General features: G+C 67.3%; 24 protein-coding genes. 2 read left to right on the top strand and 22 right to left on the bottom strand.

Annotated features, from left to right (window positions below; genetic code table 11):
• Positions 1-19 precede the first annotated feature (19 nt).
• The 21 genes from dnaE to OB895_RS00300 form a co-directional block, all read right to left on the bottom strand.
• Positions 20-3,538, bottom strand: coding sequence for a DNA polymerase III subunit alpha (gene dnaE / locus OB895_RS00400; protein WP_042538419.1), 3,519 nt, complete (start codon positions 3,536-3,538; stop codon positions 20-22).
• Between the two features lie 70 nt (positions 3,539-3,608).
• Positions 3,609-4,232, bottom strand: coding sequence for a GNAT family N-acetyltransferase (locus tag OB895_RS00395; protein WP_079113082.1), 624 nt, complete (start codon positions 4,230-4,232; stop codon positions 3,609-3,611).
• 43 nt (positions 4,233-4,275) lie between these two features.
• Positions 4,276-5,196, bottom strand: coding sequence for an RluA family pseudouridine synthase (locus OB895_RS00390; protein WP_079113083.1), 921 nt, complete (start codon positions 5,194-5,196; stop codon positions 4,276-4,278).
• Positions 5,197-5,198: 2 nt separating this feature from the next.
• Positions 5,199-5,849, bottom strand: a complete 651-nt coding sequence (lspA, locus tag OB895_RS00385; protein WP_042538425.1) for a signal peptidase II — start codon at positions 5,847-5,849, stop codon at positions 5,199-5,201.
• 9 nt (positions 5,850-5,858) lie between these two features.
• Positions 5,859-6,464: a DivIVA domain-containing protein gene (locus OB895_RS00380; RefSeq protein ID WP_079113084.1), complete on the bottom strand. Its 606-nt coding sequence runs from the start codon at positions 6,462-6,464 to the stop codon at positions 5,859-5,861.
• 155 nt (positions 6,465-6,619) lie between these two features.
• The gene (locus OB895_RS00375) at positions 6,620-6,919 is read right to left on the bottom strand and encodes a YggT family protein (protein WP_042538428.1); all 300 of its coding nucleotides are present in this window, start codon (positions 6,917-6,919) and stop codon (positions 6,620-6,622) included.
• A 3-nt stretch (positions 6,920-6,922) separates the two neighbouring features.
• Positions 6,923-7,399: a cell division protein SepF gene (locus OB895_RS00370; RefSeq protein WP_042538430.1), complete on the bottom strand. Its 477-nt coding sequence runs from the start codon at positions 7,397-7,399 to the stop codon at positions 6,923-6,925.
• A gap of 42 nt (positions 7,400-7,441) precedes the next feature.
• Positions 7,442-8,146, bottom strand: coding sequence for a YggS family pyridoxal phosphate-dependent enzyme (locus tag OB895_RS00365; RefSeq protein WP_042538432.1), 705 nt, complete (start codon positions 8,144-8,146; stop codon positions 7,442-7,444).
• Positions 8,143-9,294 (bottom strand): cell division protein FtsZ, encoded by a 1,152-nt coding sequence (gene ftsZ, locus OB895_RS00360; RefSeq protein ID WP_042538433.1) that lies wholly within the window; start codon positions 9,292-9,294, stop codon positions 8,143-8,145. The genes OB895_RS00365 and ftsZ overlap by 4 nt, the downstream gene beginning before the upstream one ends.
• Before the next feature lie 176 nt (positions 9,295-9,470).
• Positions 9,471-10,418 carry a cell division protein FtsQ/DivIB gene (locus OB895_RS00355; protein ID WP_079113085.1) on the bottom strand — a complete coding sequence of 316 codons (948 nt, stop codon included), beginning with the start codon at positions 10,416-10,418 and terminating at the stop codon, positions 9,471-9,473.
• Positions 10,419-10,421: 3 nt separating this feature from the next.
• A complete protein-coding gene (gene murC / locus OB895_RS00350) occupies positions 10,422-11,819 on the bottom strand; it encodes a UDP-N-acetylmuramate--L-alanine ligase (RefSeq protein WP_079113086.1) in 1,398 nt (465 codons plus the stop codon).
• 64 nt (positions 11,820-11,883) lie between these two features.
• On the bottom strand, positions 11,884-12,960 hold the full coding sequence (locus OB895_RS00345) for a UDP-N-acetylglucosamine--N-acetylmuramyl-(pentapeptide) pyrophosphoryl-undecaprenol N-acetylglucosamine transferase (protein WP_311878584.1): 1,077 nt from the start codon (positions 12,958-12,960) through the stop codon (positions 11,884-11,886).
• Positions 12,957-14,195, bottom strand: coding sequence for a putative lipid II flippase FtsW (gene ftsW / locus OB895_RS00340; protein ID WP_042538439.1), 1,239 nt, complete (start codon positions 14,193-14,195; stop codon positions 12,957-12,959). Before ftsW ends, OB895_RS00345 begins: the two co-directional genes overlap by 4 nt.
• Positions 14,164-15,702, bottom strand: coding sequence for a UDP-N-acetylmuramoyl-L-alanine--D-glutamate ligase (gene murD, locus OB895_RS00335; RefSeq protein ID WP_079113087.1), 1,539 nt, complete (start codon positions 15,700-15,702; stop codon positions 14,164-14,166). The genes ftsW and murD overlap by 32 nt, the downstream gene beginning before the upstream one ends.
• The gene (gene mraY / locus OB895_RS00330) at positions 15,692-16,804 is read right to left on the bottom strand and encodes a phospho-N-acetylmuramoyl-pentapeptide-transferase (protein WP_056377159.1); all 1,113 of its coding nucleotides are present in this window, start codon (positions 16,802-16,804) and stop codon (positions 15,692-15,694) included. The genes murD and mraY overlap by 11 nt, the downstream gene beginning before the upstream one ends.
• Complete coding sequence (locus tag OB895_RS00325) at positions 16,801-18,213, bottom strand: UDP-N-acetylmuramoyl-tripeptide--D-alanyl-D-alanine ligase (protein WP_042538446.1); 1,413 nt, start codon at positions 18,211-18,213, stop codon at positions 16,801-16,803. Before OB895_RS00325 ends, mraY begins: the two co-directional genes overlap by 4 nt.
• A gap of 28 nt (positions 18,214-18,241) precedes the next feature.
• Positions 18,242-20,023, bottom strand: coding sequence for a peptidoglycan D,D-transpeptidase FtsI family protein (locus OB895_RS00320; RefSeq protein WP_079113088.1), 1,782 nt, complete (start codon positions 20,021-20,023; stop codon positions 18,242-18,244).
• Positions 20,024-20,062: 39 nt separating this feature from the next.
• On the bottom strand, positions 20,063-20,638 hold the full coding sequence (gene ftsL, locus OB895_RS00315; protein ID WP_079113089.1) for a cell division protein FtsL: 576 nt from the start codon (positions 20,636-20,638) through the stop codon (positions 20,063-20,065).
• A complete protein-coding gene (gene rsmH, locus OB895_RS00310; protein ID WP_079113090.1) occupies positions 20,635-21,573 on the bottom strand; it encodes a 16S rRNA (cytosine(1402)-N(4))-methyltransferase RsmH in 939 nt (312 codons plus the stop codon). The genes ftsL and rsmH overlap by 4 nt, the downstream gene beginning before the upstream one ends.
• Before the next feature lie 117 nt (positions 21,574-21,690).
• Positions 21,691-22,122 (bottom strand): division/cell wall cluster transcriptional repressor MraZ, encoded by a 432-nt coding sequence (mraZ, locus tag OB895_RS00305; protein WP_042538455.1) that lies wholly within the window; start codon positions 22,120-22,122, stop codon positions 21,691-21,693.
• A 293-nt stretch (positions 22,123-22,415) separates the two neighbouring features.
• Positions 22,416-22,787, bottom strand: coding sequence for a DUF3040 domain-containing protein (locus tag OB895_RS00300; protein ID WP_042538457.1), 372 nt, complete (start codon positions 22,785-22,787; stop codon positions 22,416-22,418).
• 161 nt (positions 22,788-22,948) lie between these two features.
• Between OB895_RS00300 and OB895_RS00295 the strand changes: the two genes are divergently transcribed.
• Entirely contained in the window at positions 22,949-23,974 is a 1,026-nt protein-coding gene (locus tag OB895_RS00295; RefSeq protein WP_376708831.1) for a polyprenyl synthetase family protein, read from the top strand.
• Between the two features lie 38 nt (positions 23,975-24,012).
• On the opposite strand, the gene OB895_RS00290 is transcribed toward OB895_RS00295, so the two are convergent.
• Positions 24,013-24,357, bottom strand: a complete 345-nt coding sequence (locus tag OB895_RS00290) for an Rv2175c family DNA-binding protein (RefSeq protein WP_327037350.1) — start codon at positions 24,355-24,357, stop codon at positions 24,013-24,015.
• A 218-nt stretch (positions 24,358-24,575) separates the two neighbouring features.
• On the opposite strand from OB895_RS00290, the gene OB895_RS00285 reads away from it, so the two are divergent.
• Entirely contained in the window at positions 24,576-25,772 is a 1,197-nt protein-coding gene (locus OB895_RS00285) for a LysM peptidoglycan-binding domain-containing protein (protein ID WP_228385530.1), read from the top strand.
• The last annotated feature ends 60 nt before the right edge of the window (positions 25,773-25,832 follow it).

The following is a 25,832-nucleotide window of genomic DNA, read 5'->3' as shown; positions in this document are numbered from 1 at the left end:
AGCAGCGCTTCGCTGATGCTCAGCCCAGGCAGGTCGGGCCGAGCAGAGATTTGAGATCACCGAACAGATCGGCGGAGACCTTGACCGGCATCGGCACGTCGAAGACCTTCGCCGTGCCGCCGCGATGCACGCGCAACACCACTTCGGTGTCGCCGTTGTGGCGCCGCAGCACCTCTGCGAGCTCGGTCATCACCCGCTCGGTCGCCCTCTGCTCCGCCAGGACGAGCGAGAGGGGGCCCGCGGCGTCGAAGGAGCCGACATCCGGCGCAAAGGCCGACTGCGCATGCAGATTGAGTCCGTCATCGCGCTTCGACACCCGTCCGCGCACCGCGAGGATGGAGTCCTGCTGCAGGATGTGCTGGAACTCGGTGTAGGTCTTGCCCATGAACATGACCGTCACCTCGCCGTTGAAGTCCTCGACCGTGATCATGCCGTACGGGTTTCCGCTGGCCTTCGCGACACGGTGCTGGACGCTCGTCACGAGACCGGCGACCGTGACCTGCTCGCCGTCCTGCATGTCGTCGGAGTTGATGAGGTTGTGGATCGAGATCGACGCGTGCTTGGCGAGCGGCACTTCGAGACCCGCCAGGGGGTGGTCGGAGACGTAGAGCCCGAGCATCTCTCGCTCGAACGCGAGTTTGTCCTTCTTGATCCACTCCGGTCGCGCCGGGACCTTGGCAGGCGCCGCCTCTTCCATGTCGTCGTACAGGCTGTCGAAGTCGAAGCCGATCGCGCCCTGCGCCTCGTTCCGCTTGCGATCCACAGCCGCCTCGACGGCATCCTCGTGGATCTCGAGAAGGGCTCGGCGGGAGTCCCCCATCGAGTCGAATGCACCGGCCTTGATCAGCGATTCGACCGTGCGCTTGTTCGAGACATGCAGCGGCACCTTCTCGAGGAAGTGATGGAACGAGGTGAATCGCTCATCCTTGCGCGCCGCGATGATGCCCTCGACCACGTTGCTGCCGACGTTGCGGACGGCACCCAACCCGAAGCGGATGTCGTCGCCGACGGCGGCGAAGTACTTGATCGACTCCGAAACATCGGGTGGGAGCACCTTGATGCCCATTCGACGGCACTCGTTGAGGTACAGCGCCATCTTGTCTTTCGAGTCGCCGACGCTGGTGAGCAGCGCGGCCATGTACTCGGCGGGATAGTGGGCTTTGAGATAGGCGGTCCAGTACGAGACGACGCCGTAGGCCGCCGAGTGCGCTTTGTTGAAGGCGTAGTCCGAGAACGGAAGCAGGATCTCCCAGATCGCGTTGACGGCTCCGTCGGAGTACCCGTTCGCGTGCATACCCGCCTGGAAGCCCGCGAACTGCTTGTCGAGCTCCGACTTCTTCTTCTTGCCCATCGCTCGGCGGAGGATGTCGGCCTGTCCGAGCGAGAACCCGGCCACACGCTGTGCGATGGCCATCACCTGCTCCTGGTAGATGATCAGGCCGTAGGACTCGTCGAGGATGTCGGCGAGCGACTCGGTGAACTCCGGATGGATCGGCGTGATGGGCTGCTGACCGTTCTTTCGCAGCGCGTAGTTCGTGTGCGAGTTCGCGCCCATGGGCCCTGGACGGTAGAGCGCGATGAGTGCCGAGATGTCACCGAAGTTGTCCGGGCGCATCAGTCGCATGAGCGATCGCATCGGACCGCCGTCGAGCTGGAAGACTCCGAGCGATTCGCCGCGGCCGAGCAGGTCGTAGGCCCCGCGGTCGTCGAGCGCGAGGTGTTCGAGGTCGAGCTCTTCACCGCGGTTGGTGCGGATGTTGTCGAGCGCGTCCGAGATGATCGTCAGGTTGCGGAGCCCGAGGAAGTCCATCTTGATCAGGCCGAGCGACTCGCACGACGGGTAGTCGAACTGCGTGACGATCTGGCCGTCCTGCTCGCGGCGCATGATCGGGATGATGTCGATCAACGGCTCGGACGACATGATCACGCCCGCCGCGTGCACGCCCCACTGGCGCTTCAGACCCTCGAGGCCGAGGGCGCGGTCGAAGACCGTCTTCGCCTCCGGGTCCGTCTCGATGAGAGCGCGGAACTCGCTCGCCTCTTTGTAGCGGGGGTGCGCCGAGTCGAACATTCCGTCGAGGGGCATGTCCTTGCCCATCACGGGCGGCGGCATCGCCTTGGTCAGCCGCTCCCCCATGCTGAACGGGAAGCCGAGCACGCGGCCGGCATCCTTCAGCGCCTGCTTGGACTTGATCGTGCCGTACGTGACGATCTGGGCGACCCGCTCGGATCCGTACTTCCTGGTCACGTAGTCGATGACCTCGCCGCGGCGCCGGTCATCGAAGTCGACGTCGAAGTCGGGCATCGAGACGCGGTCGGGGTTCAGGAACCGCTCGAAGATGAGGCCGTGCTCGAGCGGATCGAGATCGGTGATCTTCATGGCGTAGGCGACCATGGAACCGGCTCCGGACCCACGGCCCGGCCCCACACGGATGCCGTTGTCCTTGGCCCAGTTGATGAAGTCGGCGACGACGAGGAAGTAGCCGGGGAACCCCATCTGCAGGATGATGCCGGTCTCGTACTCGGCCTGCTTGCGCACCTTGTCGGGGATCCCGTTCGGATACCGGTAGTGGAGGCCGGCCTCGACCTCCTTGACGAGCCAGCTGTCTTCGGTCTCTCCGTCCGGCACCGGGAAGCGCGGCATGTAGTTGGCCGCCGTGTTGAACTCGACTTCGCAGCGTTCGGCGATGAGCAGCGTGTTGTCGCACGCCTCGGGGTGATCGCGGAAGAGCTGGCGCATCTCGGCGGCGGTCTTGATGTAGTAGCCGTCGCCGTCGAACTTGAAGCGGTTGGGGTCGTCGAGTGTCGAGCCCGACTGCACGCACAGCAGGGCCTCGTGCGCGTCGGCCTCGTGCTGGTGCGTGTAGTGCGAATCGTTCGTGCCGACGAGCGGGATGCTGAGATCCTTCGCGAGCCGGATCAGATCGGTCATGACCCTGCGCTCGATGGAGAGACCGTGATCCATGATCTCGGCGAAGTAGTTCTCCTTGCCGAACAGGTCTTGGAACTCTGCGGCCGCGGCGCGGGCGGCGTCGTACTGACCGAGGCGCAGCCGTGTCTGGATCTCGCCCGAGGGGCAGCCTGTGGTGGCGATCAGACCCTTGCCGTAGGTCTGCAGAAGTTCGCGGTCCATGCGGGGTTTGAAGTAGTAGCCCTCCATGCTCGACAGCGAGCTGAGGCGGAACAGGTTGTGCATGCCCTGCGTGGTCTCGCTCCACATCGTCATGTGCGTGTAAGCACCGGACCCCGAGACGTCGTCGCTCTTCTGATCCGGGGATCCCCACTGCACCCGGGTCTTGTCACTGCGATGCGTGCCGGGCGTGACGTATGCCTCGAGTCCGATGATCGGCTTGACCCCTGCCGCGTTGGCCGCCTTGTAGAACTCGAACGCCGCGAAGGTGTTCCCGTGGTCGGTCACCGCGATGGCCGGCATCTCGTAGTCGGCCGCCGCCTGGGTCATCGCCGCGATCTTCGCCGCCCCGTCGAGCATCGAGTACTCGCTGTGCACGTGCAGGTGGACGAAGGAGTCGGATGCCATGGTTCGAGTCTACTTTCGGCGTGCGACATCGAAGGTCGGCGCGACCTCCCGCGCCCGCCCGTCGTCCACATCAGGGAAGCGAATCCACCACGCTCACGGCTTTCTTCGACCGTCTGTGCGATCCCCGCAGATCGAGGCGCATCAGCACCCGAGGAAACCCGTCGAGAGTGGATCCGGTCTCAGCGGCCCTCTCGAACCCCGCGTCCTCGAACAGTCGTCTGGTCCCGACGTAGGCCATGGTCGGATTCACCTTCTCGCCGTGATTGTCGACCGGATAGCCCTCGATCGCCGGCGCACCTTGCCGCTTCGCATGCGCGACGGCACCCTCGATCAGTGCGTGCGAGATTCCCTGCTTCCGATAGCCGGGGCGGACCCGGATGCACCACAACGACCACACCTCGAGGTCATCGACGTGCGGGATCAACCGATTGCGCGCGAAACTCGTCGCGCTGCGGGGGTGCACCGCTGCCCAGCCCACCGGCTCGTCGTCGAGATAGGCGATGACTCCGGGCGGCGGGTCCTGATGGCAGAGCTCGCGCACGCGGTCGGCACGCTGTGCGCCCCGAAGCGCGTTGTTCTCCTTGCTGCCTATGCGGTAGCTCAGGCAGAAGCACACGTTCGATGTCGGCTTCTTCGGGCCGACGAGAGTCGCCACATCGTCGAAGTCGGTCGCTGGTCGCACCTCGATGCTCATGCGCTCAGTCTGGCTCAGTCCGCCGACATCCGCCGCAGGCGATTCACTCGCCGCGCAGGATCTCCAGGGCGTGCTCGAAATCCGCGGGGTAGGGCGATTCGAACTGCACCCAGTCCCCTGTCGCCGGGTGCGCGAACGCCAGCTTGTGCGCGTGCAGCCATTGACGCGTCAGGCCGAGTCGCGCCGACATCGTCGGATCCGCGCCGTAGAGCGGATCGCCTGCACACGGATGCCGGAGAGCCGCCATGTGCACGCGGATCTGATGCGTGCGCCCGGTCTCGAGGTGGATCTCGAGCAGCGACGCCCCCGGAAAGGCCTCGAGAGTCTCGTAGTGAGTCACCGACGGCTTGCCGTCCGGTACCACTGCGAACTTCCAGGAGTGGTTCGGATGCCGGCCGATCGGGGCATCGATCGTTCCCGTCAGCGGGTCAGGATGCCCTTGAACGACCGCGTGGTAGATCTTCTCGACCGTGCGCTCCTTGAACGCGTGCTTCAAGGTCGAGTAGGCCGTCTCGCTCTTGGCCACCACCATGAGTCCGCTGGTGCCGACATCCAGACGATGCACGACGCCCTGACGCTCCGGAGCGCCACTGGTGGCCACCCGGAACCCCGCCGCGGCGAGAGCGCCGACGACGGTCGGCCCCTCCCACCCGAGCGAAGGGTGGGCAGCGACGCCCGTGGGCTTGTCGACCACGATGATGTCGTCATCGTCGTAGACGATTCCGAGTTCGGGAACCGCGATCGGGATGATCCGCGGCTCCTCCTTCGGCTGCCACTCCACCTCGAGCCATCCTCCACCACGCAGGCGATCGGACTTGTCGAGAGTGACTCCGTCGAGGCGCACGCCGCCGGCGGAGGCGACATCGGCGGCGAAGGTGCGCGAGAAGCCCATGAGCTTCGCGAGCGCCGCGTCGACGCGTGCGCCCTCCAATCCGTCAGGAACCGGCAGGGAGCGGGACTCCACGCTCAGCGTCCGTCCGACGCCGGAGCCGGCGCATCGGGAGATGCCCCGTCCGGGCGGGCCACGTCGGGGTGCGGATCCGTGCCGGCCTCTTCGGCCAACGCTGCAGCCTCGGCTTCCTCGTCGGTCTCGACGAGCACATGGTCGCGTTCGCGGGTGCCGTCGAAACGAAGCCCGAGCACGACGAGCAGTGCGACCGAGATCATTCCGGTGACGATGAAGATGTCGGCGACGTTGAAGATCGCGGGCATCATCCACGGCATCGAGATCATGTCGACCACATGCCCCATGGGGAAGCCAGGGTCGCGGAAGAGACGATCGGTGAGATTGCCGAGGACTCCGCCGAGCAGGCAGCCGAGGACCACGGCCCAGAGCCGCGAGTGGAGTCCGAAGGCCTTCCACACGATAACCCCGGCGACGACCGCCAGAGCGATGGTGAAGATCCACGTGACGTCGGATCCGAGCGAGAACGCCGCACCGGGGTTGCGCACGTAGTACAGCTGAAGGAACTCACCGAGCACCGGGACCGGCTCCTGCAGTGGCAGGTTCTCCGTGGTGAGGTACTTCACAAACTGATCGGCGGCCAGCACGATCGCCGCGAGAATCGCGACGATCGCGCCGGCCGCCGACCGACGAAGGGGACGGCGTCCTGGCAAAAGGACGACCTACAGTCCGATCGCGGAGACCGGAGTCGAGTCCGTCGATGCCGACTTCTCGTCGAGATCGCGGAGCTGACCCTCGATGTAGCCGCGCAGCTGCGAGCGGTAGTCGCGCTCGAAGTTGCGGAGCTCGGTGATCCGGGCCTCGAGTGCATTGCGCTCGCGCTCGAGACGGGCCGACTCTTCGCGCTGCTTGGCCTCGGCCTCGGTGCGGATGCGGTTGACTTCGCCCTCGGCTTCGGCGATGAGCTGAGCGCGCTTGGCCTCACCCTCGGCGACGTGCTCGTCGTGCAGACGCTGCGCGAGCTCGATGATGCCGGCAGTCGCGGTGGCGGAACCCGACGGAGCGGGCTCAGCCGGCGCCTGGGCCGGAGCCGGAGCCTCTTCGACGGCCGCAGCGGGCGCCTCCGCAGCGGCTGCGGGAGCGGCCGGCGCGTCGCCGGACTCGTACGCGGCCAGCTTGGCCTTGAGTTCGACGTTCTCTTCGAGGGCCTTGCGCCACTCGATGACGATCTCGTCGAGGAAGTCGTCGACCTCGTCCGGGTCGAAGCCGTCCTTGAAGCGGACGTGCTGGAACTGCTTGGTGACGACGTCATCCGGGGTAAGTGCCATGGTGGCTCCTTCGATGAGTTCGGTTGCCAGTTTTGGAGAATGGCGTGGTCGAGATTCGGCGCGAACCCGGGGCGCGCACCTGGGAGCCAAGCATAGTCCCCGAGCCTGTCAGTCGCGACGCCACGACACCCCAGGGTGTCGAAGTCGCACAGGACTCAGATGAAGCTTCGGACGATGCTCATCAGGATCAGGACGATCAGGATGGTGATCGAGAACCCGAAATCCAGGGACAGCGAGCCGATTCGCAGAGGCGGGATGATCCGCCGGAAGAACCGGACGGGCGGATCGGTCACCGTGTAGACGAGCTCGGCAGCGACGAGTCCGGCGCCCTTGGGTCGCCATTCCCGATTGAACAGCGGGATGTAGCTCAGAATGAGACGAGCGAACAGCACCAGCAGGTACAGCAGAAGTGCCAGATGCACGATGCTGGCGACGATGGAGACGACGAACCCCACGGTCTACGACTGGTCGAAGCCCGCGGACTCTGCGTCCGCGTGCGCGATTCCCCCGTGTCCAGAGACCGCGATGTTCTCCGGCGACAGCAGGAAGACCTTCGAGGTGACCCGCTCGATGCGGCCGTAGAGGCCGAGCGAGAGCCCGGAGGCGAAGTCGATCAGACGGCGAGCGTCTGCATCGCTCATCTGCGACAGGTTGATGATGACCGGGACACCTTCACGGAAGCTCTCCGCGATGAGCTGAGCATCGCGGTACTGCTTCGGGTGCACGGTGAGGATCTCGTTCACTGCCCCTCCTGCGGGCTGGCGCACGGCGACGGGGCGCCGTAGCGGGGTCACGGGCGCCGGAGCGGGCTCCTCGCGTTCGCGGTCGCGATCACGCTCTCGGTGGGAGCGGGCCGGGGCCGGCTCCTCCTCGTAGACCTCTTCCTCGTCAGCGAGGCCGAGATACACCATGGTCTTCTTCAGCGGGTTACCCATCGTGTCCTCCGGTTCGAACGTGTCGGGTGGTCTTTTTAGAGGTTAACCCCGGTCGGGGCGGGGTCCCGTGATTGCGGACCCGATCCGCAGGTGTGTCGCGCCCGCATCGATGGCCGCGACGAAGTCCCCGGTCATTCCTGCGGATATCCAGTCGGCGGTCGGCTCGACCTCGCGCACTCTCTCGGCGATCGTGCGCAGGCGCGCGAATGCCGAGGCTGGCTCCTCGTCGAGTGGAGCGACCGCCATGACGCCACGCAGGCGCAGCGAGGGAAGCGCGAGGATGTGCTCGGCGAGCGACCGGGCGTCGTCGGGCTCGACTCCGCCCCTGCCCGCGTCATCGGTGAGGTTCACCTGGACGAGGACGTCGAGGATGTCGTCGTCCTCTGCAGCCCTGTGCAGGGCATCCGCCAGCCGGTCGCGGTCGACCGAGTGGACGGCGTCCGCGCTACGGCGGATCGCGGACGCCTTATTGGTCTGCGCCTGGCCGATGAAGTGCCAGCGAAGATCGAGGTCGTCCAGCTCGGCTGTCTTCGAGGAGAGCTCCTGCTGACGGTTCTCCCCCACGTCGCGGACGCCGAGCGAATGCAGTTCGCGGACGAGCGACGAGGGGTGGAACTTCGTCACGACGATCCGGGTGATCTCGCCCGGATCCCTGCCGGCCAGGCGCGCGGCGTCGGCGATCCGATGATCGATCGCCGACAGCCGCGCCGCCAGACCGGACTCGGTCTGGCCCTGCGCCTGAGTCACTTCAGGAATTCGGGGATGTCGATGTCGTCATCCGCGAAAGCCGGCTCGATGCTCGTCGCCGCGACGCGCTGCTGCGCCTTCTCGGGCGCGGGCGTCTCGGCTGCGGGCTTGCTCTCCTCGTCGTTCGAGAGAGCCACCTCAGGCAGCGTGCTGGCCGCGGCCGGACGTGAGACGACCATCGGGTCCAGACGCAGCGAGGGCTCGCCGCTGTCGAAGCCGGCGGCGATCACGGTGACGCGCACCTCGTCGCCGAGCGTGTCGTCGATGACCGTACCGAAGATGATGTTCGCCTCGGGGTGCGCGGCCTCCTTGACGAGATCAGCCGCATCGTGGATCTCGAAGATCCCGAGGTTCGAACCACCCTGGATCGAGAGCAGGACTCCGTGAGCGCCCTCGATGCTGGCTTCGAGGAGCGGCGACTCGACGGCCAGCTCGGCGGCCTTGATCGCGCGGTCGGCGCCGCGGGCGGATCCGATTCCCATGAGAGCGGAACCCGCGCCCTGCATCACCGACTTCACGTCGGCGAAGTCGAGGTTGATGAGACCCGGGGTGGTGATGAGGTCGGTGATGCCCTGGACACCCGCGAGGAGCACCTGGTCTGCGGTCGCGAATGCCTCGATCATCGAGATGCCGCGATCGCTGATCTCGAGAAGGCGGTCGTTCGGCACCACGATGAGGGTGTCGACCTCTTCCTTGAGCTTCACCACACCGGCTTCGGCCTGGCTCTGACGACGACGACCCTCGAACGAGAACGGCTTGGTGACGACACCGATGGTCAGCGCGCCGATCGACTTCGCGATGCGAGCGACCACGGGGGCTCCACCGGTTCCGGTTCCGCCTCCCTCGCCTGCCGTCACGAAGACCATGTCGGCGCCCGTGAGCGCCTGCTCGATCTCTTCGGCGTGGTCCTCGGCTGCGCGACGACCCACCTCGGGGTCTGCACCGGCGCCGAGTCCGCGGGTGAGCTCGCGGCCCACGTCGAGCTTGACGTCGGCGTCGCTCATCAGCAGCGCCTGGGCGTCGGTGTTCACGGCGATGAACTCGACTCCGCGGAGACCGAGATCGATCATGCGGTTGACGGCGTTGACGCCGCCACCGCCGACGCCGACGACCTTGATCACGGCGAGGTAGTTCTGGTTCTGGCTCATGGCCGGCCTCCGAATAGTCGAACCTGTCTTAGGGGAGATTCCGCCGGGTTGAACCTTAAACCTCAACTAGAGGTGTAAAGTATTTCCCGGTATTGGTTTCTCTTGTTCGAAGGTAAGCGTCACGCACCCCTGCACTCGCAGCGACACGGGCGTGTCGCCCGTTTGCCGTCGAAACCTCAGCCGACGACCACCGCATGCGGCGAAGTGACGTCGATCGTCGACGCCTCAGGGTTGCTGAGCAGGGTCTTCGTGAGCACTTCGCTCTTCATCGGAGAGTCCTCGGAGCTGCCCCAGACGACCGTCAGGCCGCTGCTCAGCGTCAAAGTCACGTCATCGGCCGTCGTCGCGCTCACCCCGGTGAGCAGGGCGCGCAGGTCGGCGGGGACGGAACGCACCACGAGACCCGCGCTCTCGAAGGCCGCCGAGTCCGTGCCCCCGTCGATCTCGAGCAGAGGCTGCCCTGCCGGCTGATCGGAGGTCGTGGCGAGAGCGACGCCCGCGGCGTCTACGAGGGTGTAGCCGGCGTCCGAGCGGATGACGCCGACCGGCGTGCGCTCGACGATCCGCACTGTGAGGTCGTGAGGCGGCTTCGCCTCGAGCGCATAGGTCTCGATCAGGGGGAACGCCAGCAGAGCGGCCTTGACCTCGCTCGAGTCGACCAGGGCCAGCGGAGTGCCGACCTGCTCCCCCAGCGCCGCCTCGACTGCGGCGGCGTCCAGCGTCGTCGCGCCCAGCACCGTGATCTTCTCGACGGCGAAGAGCGGACTGTACGCGGCCGCGGTCGTTCCGCCGATCAGGAGCACGACGGCGCCGAGGGCGCTCAGCCAGATGATGCGTCGCCGACGCGACCGCTGCGTGAACCGCCGGATCTCCGCCCGCAGCGCCCTGCGCCGCGCTCTCGCAGCTCGCCATACGTCACGCGTGGACGTCGGCCGCTCCCCGACCTCCTCAGGCGCCTCCGCCCCGGCCCCGGGTGCCGGCCTCAGGGGTGCGATTCGTCCGTCGGCCCGTTCGTCATGGTCGACGTCTCTCGCACGCCCCTTGGTTCCTGCCTGCGCCCGTCGCCGAGGCGCGCCCTCCGCGAGACCCGCGGGAGGCGTCGGAAGCGGAGGCGGACGACGCACCTGTCAGACCTCGGTGGTCCGCAGCGACTCGAGCACCTGCGGGATGATCTGGTAGACATTGCCGCAGCCGAGCGTGACGACGAAATCGCCCTCGCGGGCCACCGTCGCCGTGTAGTCAGCCGCCTGCTGCCAGTCGGCCACGAAGTGCACGTGCGAGGGGTCGCGGAACGCGCCGCTCACCAGCTCGCCGGTGACACCGGGGACAGGATCCTCCCGGGCGCCGTAGACGTCGAGCACGACCGTGTGGTCGGCGAACGTCTCGAGCACGTCTGCGAACTCGCGGAACATGTGCTGCGTGCGCGAGTAGGTGTGCGGCTGCTGGATGGCGATGATCCTGCCTGAGCCGGCGATCGATCGCATCGCCTCGAGTGCCGCGCGCACCTCCGTCGGGTGGTGCGAGTAGTCGTCGTAGACCGTGACACCGCGCTCGACGCCGTGCTGCTCGAGGCGACGGACCGTGCCGGCGAACCCCTCGACGGCGCGCGCGGACTCAGCCAGACCGAAGCCCACCGAGAGGAGGACGGCGATGGCGCCTGCCGCGTTGATCGCGTTGTGCACGCCCGGCACGGCGAGCTGCAGGCGCACGCTCTCCGATCCCCGACTCACCGTGGCCGCGACGGGCCCGTCCGTCACGATGTCGGTCACGCGGACATCCGCACCCTCCGCCTGCCCGAAGGTCATGACGTTCGGGTGCGAGAGGCCCGCTCCCACGCGCAGCGCACCGGGGTCGTCACTCGAGATGACGACGGCCTCTGTCGCTGCGTCGGCGAAGCGCACGAATGCATCGTGGAACGCCTCGTCCGACCCGTAGTGGTCCAGGTGATCGGGGTCGACGTTCGTGATGAGAGCGACGGCGGTGTCGTAGAGCAGGAAGGTGCCGTCGGACTCGTCGGCCTCGATCACGAAGAGCTCACCCGACCCCGTCGCGCTGGACACGCCGAGCTGTTCGATCACGCCGCCGTTGACGAAGTTCGGGTCGGCGCCGAGCCCCTGCAGCGCGGTCACGATCATGCCGGTCGACGTCGTCTTGCCATGGGCGCCGGCGACGGAGACGAGCCGCCGCGAGCCGATCAGCCAATGCAGCGCCTGCGAGCGGTGGATGACGTGCAGCCCGCGCTCCTTGGCGGTGACGAACTCGGGGTTCTCGGGCCAGATCGCCCCGGTGTGGACCACGGTGTCCGCGTCGCCGAGGTGGGCGGCGTCGTGCCCGACGTGCACGACGGCTCCTGCTGCCTCGAGTGCGCGGAGGTTGTTGCTGTCGGCGCGGTCGCTGCCTGAGACGCGGATGCCGGCATCGAGGAACATCTTGGCGAGTCCGCTCATGCCGGACCCGCCGATGCCGATGAAGTGCGCAGAGGAGATCGACTCGGGAATCGGGAGGGAGAGGTCAGGTCTGATCATGTCGGGTTCAGTCTACTTTTCGGTGATGACGTTGCGGCGTCGCGGAAGCGTGTCCAGGGCGATGTCAGGAGGCCCTGAGCGCGCGATCAACCAGGGCGATGAGATTCTCTGTGCCGCTGCGGGTGCCGACCTGCCCCGCGGCCGCCTGCATGGCCGCGAGTTGCTGCTGATCCTTCATGACCGGCAGCACGAGGCGACGCACCGCATCGCCGTCGAAGGTGGCGTCGTCGAGGAGACGGGCAGCCCCGGCGGCCACGGCCGATGCCGCGTTCAGTCGCTGCTCGCCGTTGCCCACCGAGTACGGCACGTACAACGCAGGAATCCCCAGCGCGCTGATCTCGCTCACGGTGGCGGCGCCGGATCTCGAGACGATGAGGTCGGCCAGGGCGAACGCGAGATCCATCCGGTCGACATAGCGACGCATCGCGTAACCGGGCACCTCGGGGTCTGCGAGATCGCTTCGCTCGCCCGTGACGTGCAGCAGCTGCCACCCGGCGGCCAGGATGTCGCCCCACGAGTCGGCGATGGCATCGTTCAGCCGTTGAGCGCCGAGGGAGCCGCCGAAGACGAGAAGAACCGGGCGAGCAGGGTCGAGCCCGAAGCTCGCGGCGGCTTCGTCGCGAAGAGCCGCGCGGTCGAGCTCGATGACCTCTCGTCGCAGCGGCATGCCCACCACCTCGCCGCCTCGCAGGGGTGTGCCCGCGAAGGCCACTCCCGTGGCAGCAGCCCGGCGCGCACCGAGCACGTTCGCGAGGCCCGGCTTCGCGTTGGCCTCATGCACGACGAAGGGCACGCCCTCACGGCGCGCCGCGACGTAGGCGGGGGCGGAGGCGTAGCCCCCGAATCCGACGACGACGTCGACGCCATGAGCGCGGATGTGATCGCGCACCTGAGCGATCGCTCGGCGGAACCGGGCCGGGAACATGGCGGCCTGCCTGTCGGGACGCCGAGGGAACGGGACCTTGTCCACGACGAGCAGCTCATAGCCCCTGGCCGGGACGAGACGGGACTCGAGCCCCTCGGCCGTTCCCAGCACCAGGACGGCGGCCTCCGCGTCGCGGGCGCGCAGCGCGTCAGCGACGGCGAGCAGGGGGTTCACATGACCGGCGGTTCCACCGCCGGCGAGAAGGTACGTGGTCACCGTGTGACCTTACCCCGCCCTGCTGAAGCGGCTCGTCCAGCCGAACGTGCCTCGGCGACGGGGATGGTGCGCGCGAAGGAAAGCAGCACTCCGCAGGCGATGAGAACAGCCAGCAACGCCGTGCCGCCCTGCGACATGAAGGGCAGCGGAACGCCCATGACGGGGAACAGCCCGATCACGACACCGATGTTGAAGACGGCCTGACCGGTGATCCACACGGTGATGCCGCCGGCCGCGACGCGGATGAACGGGTCTGCCGTCTTGCGGATGATGTGGAAGGCGCCGACGGTGAAGAGTGTGAACAGGGCCAGCACGACGATGCAGCCGATCAGGCCCAGTTCCTCACCGACGATCGCGAAGATGAAGTCGTTGCCGGCGGCGGGGAGCCAGCCGTACTTCTCCTGCGAGTTGCCGAGGCCCACCCCGAAGATGCCGCCCGAGGCCATACCCCAGATCCCGTGGATCGACTGATAGCAGTCGCCCGTGTAGGCCGTCATGTCGGAGCACGTCGCGGTGATGCGCCGCATGCGGTCGGGACTGGTGACGGCGAGGGCGACGACGGCGACGACTCCGAGAAGCACCGGCAGGATGAACAGCCGGAGCTTCACGCCGGAGAAGAAGAGGCAGCCGAGCAGGATGATGACGAGCACCATCGCGGTGCCGAGGTCCTTGCCCGCGATGACCGTTCCGATCGCCAGCGCACCGACGGGCACCACCGGGATGAAGACCTGGTGCCAGGTGCCGAGCATGGTCTGCTTGCGCAGCAGGACGTAGCCGATCCACAGCGCGAGGGCGAGCTTGAGGAACTCGGAGGGCTGCAGGGTGAACCCTGCGATCATGATCCAGTTGCGGTTTCCACCGTCTTCGATGCCGAGCGGCGTGAAGACGAGGAGCTGCAGTGCGATGGCGCCGAACAGTGCCGGCCACGCCATGCGCTTGAGGAAAGCGATCGGAAGTCGTGAGATCAGGAACATCAGCGGCACGCCGAGCACGGCGAAGATCCCCTGACGCAGAGCGCCGTCCATCGGGTTCTCCCCGTTGGACACGGCGGTTGCGCTCGTAGCCGAGAGCACCATCACGAGACCGAAGATGGTCAGCATCAGCGCGGCCGATGCGATCATCAGGAATTCGGTCGAGACCGGAGTGAAACGACGACCGAGCGACACTCTGGCGGCGAGGCCGCCCGAGCCGGTGCTGCTCGGGTCAGAGCGGTGGGGGCGTTCGACCTGTGTCATCGGCGCTCCCCCGGTCTATCCAGTCCTGCACCGCTTCGGCGAAGCGGTGTCCTCGATCCGCATAGCTGGAGAACTGATCGAAGGACGCCGCTGCGGGGGCCAGCAGGACTGTGCCCTCGTCTTCGACGATCCCCGCGGCGATCTCCACCACGCGACTCATGACCTGACCAGTCTCGCCAGCATCCACCTCGAACACCGGAACCTGCGGCGCGTGTCGCTCGAATGCCGCGACGACGGCGGCGCGCTCCACTCCGATGACGACGGCTGCACGGGCGGTCGCCCCGGCCGTCGCGACCAGGTCGGCGATGTCGACGCCCTTGAGGTCACCACCGACGACCCAGACCGCACCGGGGTAGGCGCGGAGCGACGAGGCGGCCGCATGGGGGTTGGTCGCCTTGGAGTCGTCCACCCAGGTGACGCCGCGGTGCCGGGCGATGATCTGAATCCGATGCTCGTCGAGTCGGAAGGACTGCAGAGCGGAGTGGATGGCCTCGGGCTCGACTCCCAACGAGCGGGCGAGCGCACTCGCCGCCAGGATGTTCTGCACGATGTGCGGCGCGGCGAGACCCGCTTTCTGGAGGTCCGCGACGGTCGTGATCTCGAGCGCGCTTCGTGCCCGGTCGTCCAGGAATGCGCGATCGACGATCAGCCCCTCCACCACACCGATGTCGCTCGGACCGGGGATGCCGAGATCGAAGCCGATCGCGCGCGCCCCATCGACGACCTCGGCCTCCTCGACCATGATCCTGGTCGCTTCGTCGGCCTTGTTGTAGACGCAGGCGACGCGGGTGTTGCGGTAGACGAGTGCTTTCGCGTCCCGGTACGCCTGCGCGGTCCCGTGCCACACCAGATGGTCGTCCGCGAGGTTCAGGCACACCGAGGCATGCGGATACAGCTCGCCTTCGGCCTGGGACAGCCCGAGGTACCAGAGTTGATGACTCGAGAGTTCGACGACGAGAGCGTCGAAGCCCGCCGGATCGCGCACCGCATCGAGCACCGGCACTCCGATGTTGCCGCAGGGTGCTGCACGCAGCCCCCCTTCGACCAGCAGCGAGGCGGTCAGTTGCGTCGTGGTGGTCTTGCCGTTGGTGCCCGTGATGAGCACCCAGTCGGCCGCAGTGCCATCCGGGCGCGGCACCTTGTCACGCACGCGCCAGGCGAGCTCGACGTCGCCCCAGAGCGCGATGCCGGATTCCTGTGCCCAGCGGATCACGGGGTGCGACGGAGCGAACCCGGGAGACGCGATGACGACCTCCGGCGCGAATTCCGTCAGCGCCTCGGGAACCTGATCGAGAGGACCGAGCTCGAGTCGGGCACCGATCACCGGCAGGAGCTTGGCGTACTCCTCCTCGGCCGATTCGGCCAGCACGAGCACGTCCGCGCCGAGTTCGGTGAGCGTGTCGGCCACCGAGAACCCGGTCATCGAGAGCCCGAGCACGGCGACGCGCAGGTCAGACCAGTCGGCGTTCCAGCTCGTGAGCGTCGCGAGCCTCGTCTCAGTCGACACGCGTCAGCCACTCCACGTAGAACAGACCGACCGCCGAGATGGCGAGGAGTCCGGCGATGATCCACATGCGGACCACGATCGTCACCTCTGACCATCCACGCATCTCGAGATGATGGTGGAACGGACTCATCAGGAACAGTCGCTTTCCGCGGGTGATCTTGAAGTACGCGCGCTGGAGGATCACAGACCCGGAGGCGAGGACGAAGACGCCGGCGATCACGAGAAGCAGAAGCTCGGTGCGGGTGAGGATCGCCATCGCGGTGATGACGCCTCCGATCGCCATGGAGCCGACATCGCCCATGAACACCTTCGCCTTGGGAGCGTTCCACCAGAGGAAGCCGATCAGGCTCGCTGCGAACGACGCGGCGATGATCGCCAGGCTGAACGGATCGCGGACCTCGTAGCATCCGCCCAGCGCTGCGGTCTCGACTCCCTCGCCGACGCACGACTGCTTGAACTGCCAGAACGCGATCAGGCTGTAGGCACCGACGACGATGACCCCGGCGCCCGCGGCGAGACCGTCGAGTCCATCCGTGAGGTTGACGCTGTTCGACGTCGCGACGCCGATGACGGAGATCCACAGCAGATACAGCGCCCACCCGAGGATCGCGGTGAAGGCGAAGAGGTTCAACCAGGGGATGTCGCGGAAGAGCGAGATCGAACCGGATGCCGGGGTCTGATCGAACGCGTTCGGGAAGTTCAGGGCGACGATGCCGAACGGGATGATCACGACGAGCTGACCGATGATCTTGCGCCAGCCCGAGAGTCCGAGGCTGCGCTGGCTGCGCACCTTCATGTAGTCGTCGATGAAGCCGACGGCTCCGAAGCCCACCATCAGCCAGATGACGAGAAGCGCGGACAGCGCGGGGGTGCCCCCGCCGACGTACGTGCCGGTGAAGTAGCCGACCATGGTGCCGACGATGAAGATGACGCCGCCCATGGTGGGCGTTCCACGCTTCGCCTCGTGGTTCGGGTTCTCGATCGCCTCGGGCGTGCGGATGACCTGGCCCCAGCCCCACTTCCGGAAGAGCCGGAGGAAGACGGGAGTCAGAAAGAGTGTGAAGGCGAGCGAGATGGCAGCCGCCATGATGAGAGATCTCACGAGAACAATTCTCCCAGACGATCGCCGAGGTGCCGGAGGCCCACGGAATTGGAGGACTTCACGAGCACGCGGTCGCCGTCTCGGAGTTCGGTGCGCAGGTAGTCGAACGCTGCGTCCTGGTCGGGGAAGAAGATGGCCTCGCTGTCCCAGGAGCCTTCGCCGATGGCCGAGATGTAGAGCCTGCGGGCCTCGGGGCCCACGACGACGATCCGCTGGATGTTCAGCCGGACGGCCAGCAGTCCGATCCGGTCGTGCTCCTCGCCGGCGGTCTCACCGAGCTCGCTCATGGCGCCGAGCACCGCGACCGTCCGCTCCCCCGGGCCGGTGATCTGGGCGAGAGTGCGCAGCGCCGCCGACATGGAGTCGGGGCTGGCGTTGTAGGCATCGTTGATGATTCGCACCCGGTCGCTGCCCATGGGCTGCATCCGCCACCGCTCCGCGATCTCGACCGTCTCGAGACGCGCGATGGCGTCAGATGCCGACACGCCCAGAACCCCCGCTGCTGCGATGGCCGCAAGCGCGTTGCCGATGTGGTGCGCGCCGAGCACCCGCAGGCGAAGGGGCAGGCTCTGCCCCGCCGCTTCGATGATGCACGAGGTGCCGGACGCGGTGACCTCGAGGTCGTGGGCCTGCACGTCCGCCGCGGTGCTCTGCCCGAAGCTGACGACCTGCATTCCCCGCGACCGCGCGAGCTCGCCCATGGCGGCCACACGGGAGTCGTCGATGTTGAGCACAGCGGTGCCTTCGGGCCTCGCAGCGGCCACGAGCTCGGACTTGGCCTTGGCCGTCGCCTCGATGCCGCCGAAACCGCCGGCGTGAGCCATGCCGACCATCAGCACCACCGCGATGTCGGGCTCGACGAGTCCGGCGAGGCGGGCGATGCTCCCCGGCGCATCCGCACCGAACTCGCTGACGAGGAAGCGTGTGTCGTATGTGACGCGCAGCATGGTGACCGGCGCGCCGACCTCGTTGTTGTACGAGTTGATGGGCGCGACGGTCTCGCCCTCGTCGGCGAGGATGCGGGCGAGGAAGTTCTTGGTCGTCGTCTTGCCGTTCGACCCGGTGATCCCGACGATCTTGAGGTCGCCCGCTGCGCGCACGCGCGCGACGACCTCCCGTGCGAGGTCGGCGAGGGCGACGATGACGTCGGGAACGATGATCTGCGTGATCTCGTCATCGACTGCGTGCTCGACGATCGCGAGCGCAGCACCGGCGGCCAGCGCCGAGCCGACGAATCGATGTCCGTCGGTCTCTGCTCCCGGCTTCGCGACGAAGACGGATCCGGGCACCATGTTTCGCGAGTCGGTGTCGACCACACCGTCGACGACGGTGTCGGCGGTCGAAGAACCGGCGAGGCGGAGATCACCCCCGACGACAGCGGCGATCTCGGCAAGCGACAGGGCGATCATGACGTCTCCAGGCGCGGCAGGGCGCCGTCTATTCGAACTTCGGAAGCAGTGCGTCCATCGGGCTGGAGGACGGCATCACGCGGTAGGTCTTCATGGTCTGGGTCATCGCCTTCTGGAAGGCCGAGGCGGTAGCAGCAGACGATGTAACTCTAGTCGGCTCATCGAGAGTCACCACCACGACGTACTGCGGATCGTCGACCGGAGCGAAGCCCACCATGCTCGTGTAGTACACGCCGGACTTGTATCCGCCCTTGCCGTCGGGGATCTGTGCGGTACCGGTCTTGCTCGTCACGCGGTAGCCGGGGACCTGGATCCGGTCGGCGTTGCCGCCCTGTACGGCGACGTTCTCGAGCATCCGCGTCAGGTCGGCGGCGGTCTCGGGCTTGACGATCTGCTCCGGCTCGGGCGCCTGGGGGGTTACCACCGTGCCGTCGGGTGCCGTGCAGGACTCGACCAGTGAGAGGCCGATCTTCTGTCCGCCGTTGGCGATCGCCTGGTAGGCGCCGGCGAGCTGGGGAGCGGTCACCGTGAAGTACTGACCGAAGGTGGTCGTGTACAGCGACTGGTTGTCCCACTCGCTCGTGGGGTGGATCTCACCGGACGTCTCGCTGGGGAAGCCGACCGTGGTCTCTCCCACTCCGAAACGCTCGAGGTAGTCGTGCCGGATGTCCGGGCTCACCATCGTGCCGAACTTCGACAGCGCGACGTTCGAGGAGTCGATGAGTGCGCCGGCGAGGGTGTACTGGAAGGTGGGGTGGACGAATGCGTCGTTGATCACGGCACCGTTCTCGAACTTCTCGTGCGAGGACGCCGAGACGGTCGGACTCGTCATGGTCACGCCGGCGTTCTCCATGACGGCTGCAGCGGTCACCGCCTTGAAGGTCGACCCCGGCTCGAACGGGTAGGTGAAGAGCTTGCTGGTCCAGGTCTCCGGCGACGAGGCGTCGAGATCGTTGGGGTCCATGGTCGGCCATTCGGCCGCGGCGCGGATCTTTCCGGTGCCGACCTCGACCACGGTGACCGTGCCGCCCTTGGCGCCCTGGGCCTGCGCCTCCTCGGCGATCATCTGCTGCATGTACCACTGCAGATCGCTGTTGATCGTCAGCTGCACGGTGCCGCCGTCGACGGCATCCACCCTGCTCTCGCTGCCGGGGATGACGACGTTGTTCTTGCCGGTGCGATACGACTCCTCGCCGTCTGTGGGAGCGAGGCACTTCTCGTCCATCTTCTCGACGCCGGCCTGCGCGGTGCCGGTGCCGTCGAGGTACCCGAGGAGGTTTCCTGCGACCGCTCCGTTCGGGTAGACCCTGACCTCGCGCGGCTTCATGACGAGGTACGACGACACCTTGAGTTCCCGCAGCTCGATGTACTTCTCGGTGCTGAGGCCCTTGACCAGCGGCAGGTACTGCGAGTCGGGGTCCTCCGCGAGCTTCGCCGCGACCTCTGCCCGCAGCTCGTCTGCGTCCAGGCCCATGATCTCGGCGATGCGGGTCGACGCCTCGGCCCACGGCAGCTTCGGAGGGTTCTTGTCGTCCTCCTCCAGCAGCCGGATGACCTGAGGGCTGAGCTGCGCGTCGTAGACCAGGACGCTCTCGGCGAGCACCGATCCGTCGCTGTCGACCACTGATCCCCGCTCGCCCGGGATCGAGGTGCGGTGGGCGATGAACTCGAGCGACTGGGCGACGTGCTCGTCGGCCTTGACCACCTGGATGTCGACGAGGCGCACGACGAACGCAGCCAGGATCGCCAGGATCACCGCGAGCGCGACGACCGTGCGTCGCCGCGGCGTGCGGGTTGCTCGTGTCGTCATGGACTCTCTCCGTCAGGTCTCGGTGGTGGGCGGATTCGGCTAGCGGGTGCTCGGGCTCGGAAGCCCATCGGTGATCGCGGGCGGAAGCTCCTGCGCGGGGTGACCCGTCGTCCCTTCTGGGACGGCGTCGTCTGCCGTCGAGGCGTTGACCGGCACGTCGTTCAGCAGGGAGTTGCTCACTGCGCCCGCGCCGTTCGGATCGATCGTCGATGAGCCGGTCGCACCGGTTCCCTGACCGAACACGGCGCCATCGCTCAGGCGCAGGTAGGACGGAGCCCCTGCCACGACCATGCCGAGGGATGCGGCGCTGGTGGCGAGCGACTGAGGCGAGCTCGTCCCGGTGAGGTCCTCCTGCAGGGCGCTGGCGTGCAGGTCCAGCTCGTGCTGCTGCGCCGACAGACCTGCCAGCACGAACGAGTCCTGCGTGATCGCCAGTGAGAGTCCGATCTGCACGGCTCCGATGATCATGGCCCCGGCCAGTGCCGCGAGCGCGTAGGCGAGCTTCGGCTTGCGGCGGACCGGGGTGTCGGTCACCGGCTCGAGGCGTCGGCGAGGAGCGCGCTCGGGGGCTCCGGGCAGTGCGCTGGGCTTCCGTACTGCGACGTTCAGGCTCATGAGCTCTCCCGCACTTTCTCTGCGGCACGCAGTCTGACCGGAATCGCGCGGGGGTTGCGCGCGCGCTCGTCGTCGTCGGCGAGCTCCGCTCCCTTGGTGATGATGCGGAAGCGGGGCGCATGCTCCGGCAGTTCGACGGGCAGACCCCGGGGTGCTGTGGAGGCGGCGCCGGCGGCGAAGGCCTGCTTCACGAGTCGATCCTCGAGAGACTGGTACGACATGACCACGATGCGCCCGCCGACGGCGAGAGCGTCCATGGCAGACGGGATCGCGTCCGCCAGCACGTTGAGCTCGGCGTTCACCTCGATGCGCAGGGCCTGGAAGACGCGCTTGGCAGGGTGCCCGGCACGCTGAGCCGCCGCGGGCGTGGCCGCTTGGAGGATCTCGACGAGTTCACCGGATCGGGTGATCGGCTGCTTCTCGCGTGCGGCGATGATGAACCGCGCGTACCGACCGGCGAGCTTCTCCTCGCCGTAGCGCTCGAAGATGCGACGCAGGTTGCCCTCGTTGTAGGTCGCGATGACCTCGGCGGCCGTGACGCCCTTCGTCTGATCCATGCGCATGTCGAGCGGGGCGTCCTTGGAGTACGCGAAGCCGCGCTCCGCCTCGTCGAGCTGCAGAGACGAGACGCCGAGATCGAAGAGGATGCCGGCCGCGCTCTGGGCGTGCAGCCCGATCTCGTCGTAGACGGTGTGCACGAGTGTGATCCGGTCCTTGAAGCGGGCGAGCCGCTCCCCCGCGATGCGCAGGGCGTCGGTGTCACGGTCGAGTCCGACGAGACGGATGTGGGGGAACCGCTCGAGCAGCGCCTCGGAGTGACCACCCATGCCGAGGGTGGCATCGACGAGCACTGCTCCGTCGGCCTGAAGGGCGGGAGCGAGGAGCTCGACGCAGCGGTCGAGCAGAACGGGGGTGTGGATGTCGCGGAGGTTCATGATCTCTCTCGGGTGACCTCTGTATGTCGGTGACCAGGGCCCTGATCCCCCTCCGCTTCACGACCCGGCACCGGGGAAGTGTGTCGGGGCAGGAGCGGCGGGGCATCACAGCCGTGGTCAGAAGAGTCCCGGAATCACCTCCTGCTCGAGATCGGAGTAGGTCTCCTCGCCGGCTGCGAGGTAGTTGTTCCAGCTCTCGGCATCCCAGATCTCGGCGTGGGCGCCGACTCCGGTGACGATGAGTTCCTTCTGCAAGCCCGCGTACTGACGGAGGTGCACGGGGATGGTGATGCGGTTCTGGCTGTCTGGCATCTCCGCACTCGCACCGGAGAGGAACAGGCGCATGAAGTCACGCGCCTGCTTGTTCGCGAGCGGCGCCTGACGGATCCGTTCGTGCATCGCCTCGAACTCGGCCGTGCTGAAGACGTAGAGGCAGCGCTCCTGCCCTCTGGTGACGACGATGCCGCCACCGAGGTCTTCGCGGAACTTCGCGGGAAGGATGACCCGTCCCTTGTCGTCCAACTTCGGAGAATGCGTTCCCAGCAACATCAGCCATCACCCCCTCTCCGTCCGGCCAACTCGAGGTGCGCCCCACTTTACTCCACTTTCCTCCACAAACCTACGGTCAATCCGCAACCAAGCGCTGCGAGAGCGTCAGTGCGCGAAAAAAAACCGCGAGATCACGCGGCTTCTCAGAGTGGAGGGAGGTGGAGCGCCAGTGGAGGACCAGCCCAGGGTCGGTGCGCCGATGTCCAACCCCACAGCTCACCGTGGATTCAGCGCCCGAACACGACGAAGGCCCGGATGCTCAGAGCATCCGGGCCTTCGAGGAAGTGGTGGGGTCAGTTGCCGTCTTGGCGGCGATCCCATCGATCGTTCATGCGATCCATGAAGGATGCCGAACTGCGCTGCTTGGGTGCGCGCTCGCGAGGTACTGCAGAGAGGGGCTTGCGAACGGGGGTCACGGCGATCATGACGCCCCCGAGCATGGCGGCGAATCCGATGACGCCAACCACGACGCCCCAGACGTCTCCGAGCACGACTCCGACGATCAGTCCGCCTACCCCGGCGAGGAGCAGAAGAGCTCCGTAGACGAGGTTGCGGTAGCTGAGAGCTCGATCGCCTGACGGCGCACTGACGACATCGGCGTCGTTGTGGAGGAGATGGCGTTCCATCTCATCGAGCAGACGCTGCTCCTGTTCGGAGAGTGGCATTTCGTCCCCCTCGGGTATTCGTCCGTCCATTCTACGCGCGGTATGCCGCTGCGGGCTAGCAGTAAGGGCCTCCGTTGGCTTTACGTATGCTGGGAGTCGTGCCGACCCCCTCCTTCGTCTCCGACGCCGTCGCCGCACGCCTGCGGCTGTTCCTCGACCGGATGCGGGGCGAGTCCGCCGACTACGGCGCTGATGCCGAGGGTCTGATCGATTCGGCCGCCGACACTCTCGTGGGCGGCAAGCGACTGCGCGCCCGTTTCTGTCATGCAGGCTGGCAGGCCGTCGCACGCTTCGGCGATCGCGACGCCGACGAGTCCGCGGCCCTCTGGGATGTCTGCGCAGCTCTGGAGATCTTCCAGTCCGCGGCGCTCGTGCACGACGACCTGATCGACAACTCCGATACTCGGCGCGGCCGGCCGGCCGCTCACCGCGCCCTGGAGAGCGCCCATGTCGGCGCAGGGTGGCGCGGGGACCCGGCGGCGTTCGGTCGCTCGTCGGCGATCCTCCTCGGCGACCTGCTGGTGGCCTGGAGCGACGACCTTCTCGAGGACGCGATCGAACCGCTCCCCCATGCCGCGGCGGTTCGACGAGAGTACGGCCGCATGCGCCGAGATGTCACCGTCGGCCAGTTCCTCGACATCGCCGAGGAGTCCGCCTGGAGCGTCCACGCCACCGACTCGCACGTCGAGCGCGCCCTGCGGGTGGTCTCGTTCAAGTCCGCGCGGTACAGCATCGAGCAGCCGCTGGTTCTCGGCGCGGCGATCGCAGATGCCGACGACGATCAGCTCCTGGCCCTCCGCCGGTTCGGTCATCCGGTCGGGATGGCGTTTCAGCTTCGCGACGACCTGCTCGGCGTCTACGGCGATGCCGCGGTCACAGGCAAGCCGGCGGGCGACGACCTGCGCGAGGGCAAGCGGACGGTGCTCGTCGCCCTCACGAGGCAGACGCTCGACACGTCGGCCCGCAACCTGTTCGATGAGATGCTCGGCGATCCCGAGCTCACGGCAGAGCAGGTCGCGTTCCTGCAGGCGACCATCACGGCATCCGGCGCTCTCGAGCGTGTGGAGCGGATGATCGAGGATTACGCACGGGAAGCCGATCGGGCGCTCTCCGGAGCGCGACTCGACAATGCGGCTGTCGGCGACCTCCGGGATCTCGCACGCGCGGCGACGGTGCGATCGGCCTGAGATCGGGGGCCGACAGCGAGCGGTGGCGTCCGCTCGGTTCAGGCGAGGGTTCGGGCGACCCTGCGGACGGCGCTCTTGTGCCCGGCGAGAAGCGCGTCGATCGGCGAGCGACCCAGTTCGTCGTCGGGAGCGAGAAGCCAGTCGATGACCTCGTCATCGGTGAAGCCTGCGTCCTGCAGGACGATGATGGTGCCGCGCAGCGAAGACAGCGGGTGGTCGTCGACGATGAACACCGACGGAACCGCGAACACGCCGGAGCGACGCGATCCGATGAGGTAATGCTCATCGATCAGCCGACGCACGCGGCCCAGCGTCTCATCGAGCACATCGACGAGGTCCGGCATGGTCAGCCACTCGGTGGCAGTGACGCCGGAGGTGCTCACAGCGTTCTCGGACGCGGCCCCGGACTGCGGGGTTTCGGAGGGGTTGCTTTCAGACGACACAGACACCTTGCAACTATCTCACCTCTGAGAGCCGACCGCATTTCCGGCAGGATCGCGGCCTTGAGTCACATTCGCATCGCCAGCATCATCAGTCACTTCTGTTGACTTCCGTATACATACGTGTCACCGTGGGCGGACGTCGAACAAGGGAGAGCACCTTGACAACGCATGCTGTCGCGCGACGGACGCGCTATATCCAGCTCGGGGTACCTGCAGCCGTGCTGGGCACCCTGTCGGCGGCGATCGCCGCCACACCCGTCTCTGCGGATGCCGTCTCCTCGCCGATCGAACGGCTCCAGTCCGCACCGACGCGCATCGCGTCGGCCGAAGCGCCGCCCGCCTCGTATACCGTGCAGCCGGGTGACACGATCTCCTCCATCGCGAACCGCTTCGGGCTGCGGACAGTCGACGTGCTCGGCTGGAACGGACTCGGCTGGCGCTCGGTCATCTACCCGGGGCAGACCCTGTCGTTGACCGCGGGAGCCACCCCCGCGGCGCCCACGGCGCCCGCCCAGACGGGCTCGACTGCGACCCACACCGTCGCTGCCGGCGACACCGTGTTCAGCATCGCGCAGCGGCACGGCACGAGCGTCGACGCCGTGCTCGCCGCGAACGGCCTCACCAGGGAATCCGTCATCTATCCCGGCCAGCAGCTCGCGCTCACCGGCGCTCCGGCGCCCGCTCCGGCCCCGGTCCCGACGACCGCACCCGCTCCCGCTCCCGTGGCGGCCGGCGGCCAGACGCACGCCGTTGCGGCAGGCGACACGCTGTTCGCGATCGCGAAGAAGTACGGCACGACCGTTGCACAGCTCTATGCACTGAACGGCTTGAGCTCTGGGGCGATCATCTACCCCGGTCAGAGCCTGACCGTCGCCGCCGCGCCGGTCGCCGCTCCGTCGCCTGCGCCTGCTGCGGTCGCCACCACGCCCCCGGCGCAGCTGTTCGCGACCCTCGATGCCGAACAGGCCGGCAACGCCTCGACCATCATCCGCGTCGGGCGCGAGCTCGGCGTGCCCGACCGTGCCATCGCGATCGCCCTCGCCACTGCGATGGTCGAGTCGAGCATGCGCAATCTGCCGTCGGGCGACCGCGACTCGCTCGGCCTCTTCCAGCAGCGCCCCAGCATGGGCTGGGGCACCCCCGAGCAGGCGGTCGACCCCGACCGCAGCACGCGGGTGTTCTACGGCGGCTCCGCAGACCCGAACGGACAGGCCTCCCGCGGACTTCTCGACATCCCCGGCTGGGAAGCCCTGCGCTTCACGGATGCCGCGCAGACCGTGCAGATCTCGGCATATCCCGAGCGATACGGCCAGTGGGAGACCCAGGCATATCAGTGGCTCGGCATCCACGGCTGACCGCCCTCCGAGCAAACCCGCAGGTGCAAGGGGCGAGCCGCTCCCCGGGCTTTCAGGCAG

The organism is Microbacterium forte, assembly GCF_031885415.1.
Classification (GTDB): domain Bacteria; phylum Actinomycetota; class Actinomycetes; order Actinomycetales; family Microbacteriaceae; genus Microbacterium; species Microbacterium forte.
This window is presented reverse-complemented; position numbering and strand designations above follow the sequence as displayed.

Bases quoted from the DNA above. Each gene is read 5' to 3' on its own strand.
- dnaE (WP_042538419.1), bottom strand. From the start codon at position 3,538: ATGGCATCCGACTCCTTCGTCCACCTGCACGTGCACAGCGAGTACTCG.
- OB895_RS00395 (WP_079113082.1), bottom strand. From the start codon at position 4,232: ATGAGCATCGAGGTGCGACCAGCGACCGACTTCGACGATGTGGCGACT.
- OB895_RS00380 (WP_079113084.1), bottom strand. From the start codon at position 6,464: ATGGCACTTACCCCGGATGACGTCGTCACCAAGCAGTTCCAGCACGTC.
- OB895_RS00370 (WP_042538430.1), bottom strand. From the start codon at position 7,399: ATGGGTAACCCGCTGAAGAAGACCATGGTGTATCTCGGCCTCGCTGAC.
- ftsZ (WP_042538433.1), bottom strand. From the start codon at position 9,294: ATGAGCCAGAACCAGAACTACCTCGCCGTGATCAAGGTCGTCGGCGTC.
- murC (WP_079113086.1), bottom strand. From the start codon at position 11,819: ATGATCAGACCTGACCTCTCCCTCCCGATTCCCGAGTCGATCTCCTCT.
- ftsW (WP_042538439.1), bottom strand. From the start codon at position 14,195: ATGACACAGGTCGAACGCCCCCACCGCTCTGACCCGAGCAGCACCGGC.
- OB895_RS00325 (WP_042538446.1), bottom strand. From the start codon at position 18,213: ATGATCGCCCTGTCGCTTGCCGAGATCGCCGCTGTCGTCGGGGGTGAT.
- OB895_RS00320 (WP_079113088.1), bottom strand. From the start codon at position 20,023: ATGACGACACGAGCAACCCGCACGCCGCGGCGACGCACGGTCGTCGCG.
- ftsL (WP_079113089.1), bottom strand. From the start codon at position 20,638: ATGAGCCTGAACGTCGCAGTACGGAAGCCCAGCGCACTGCCCGGAGCC.
- rsmH (WP_079113090.1), bottom strand. From the start codon at position 21,573: ATGAACCTCCGCGACATCCACACCCCCGTTCTGCTCGACCGCTGCGTC.
- mraZ (WP_042538455.1), bottom strand. From the start codon at position 22,122: ATGTTGCTGGGAACGCATTCTCCGAAGTTGGACGACAAGGGACGGGTC.
- OB895_RS00300 (WP_042538457.1), bottom strand. From the start codon at position 22,787: ATGCCACTCTCCGAACAGGAGCAGCGTCTGCTCGATGAGATGGAACGC.
- OB895_RS00295 (WP_376708831.1), top strand. From the start codon at position 22,949: ATGCGGGGCGAGTCCGCCGACTACGGCGCTGATGCCGAGGGTCTGATC.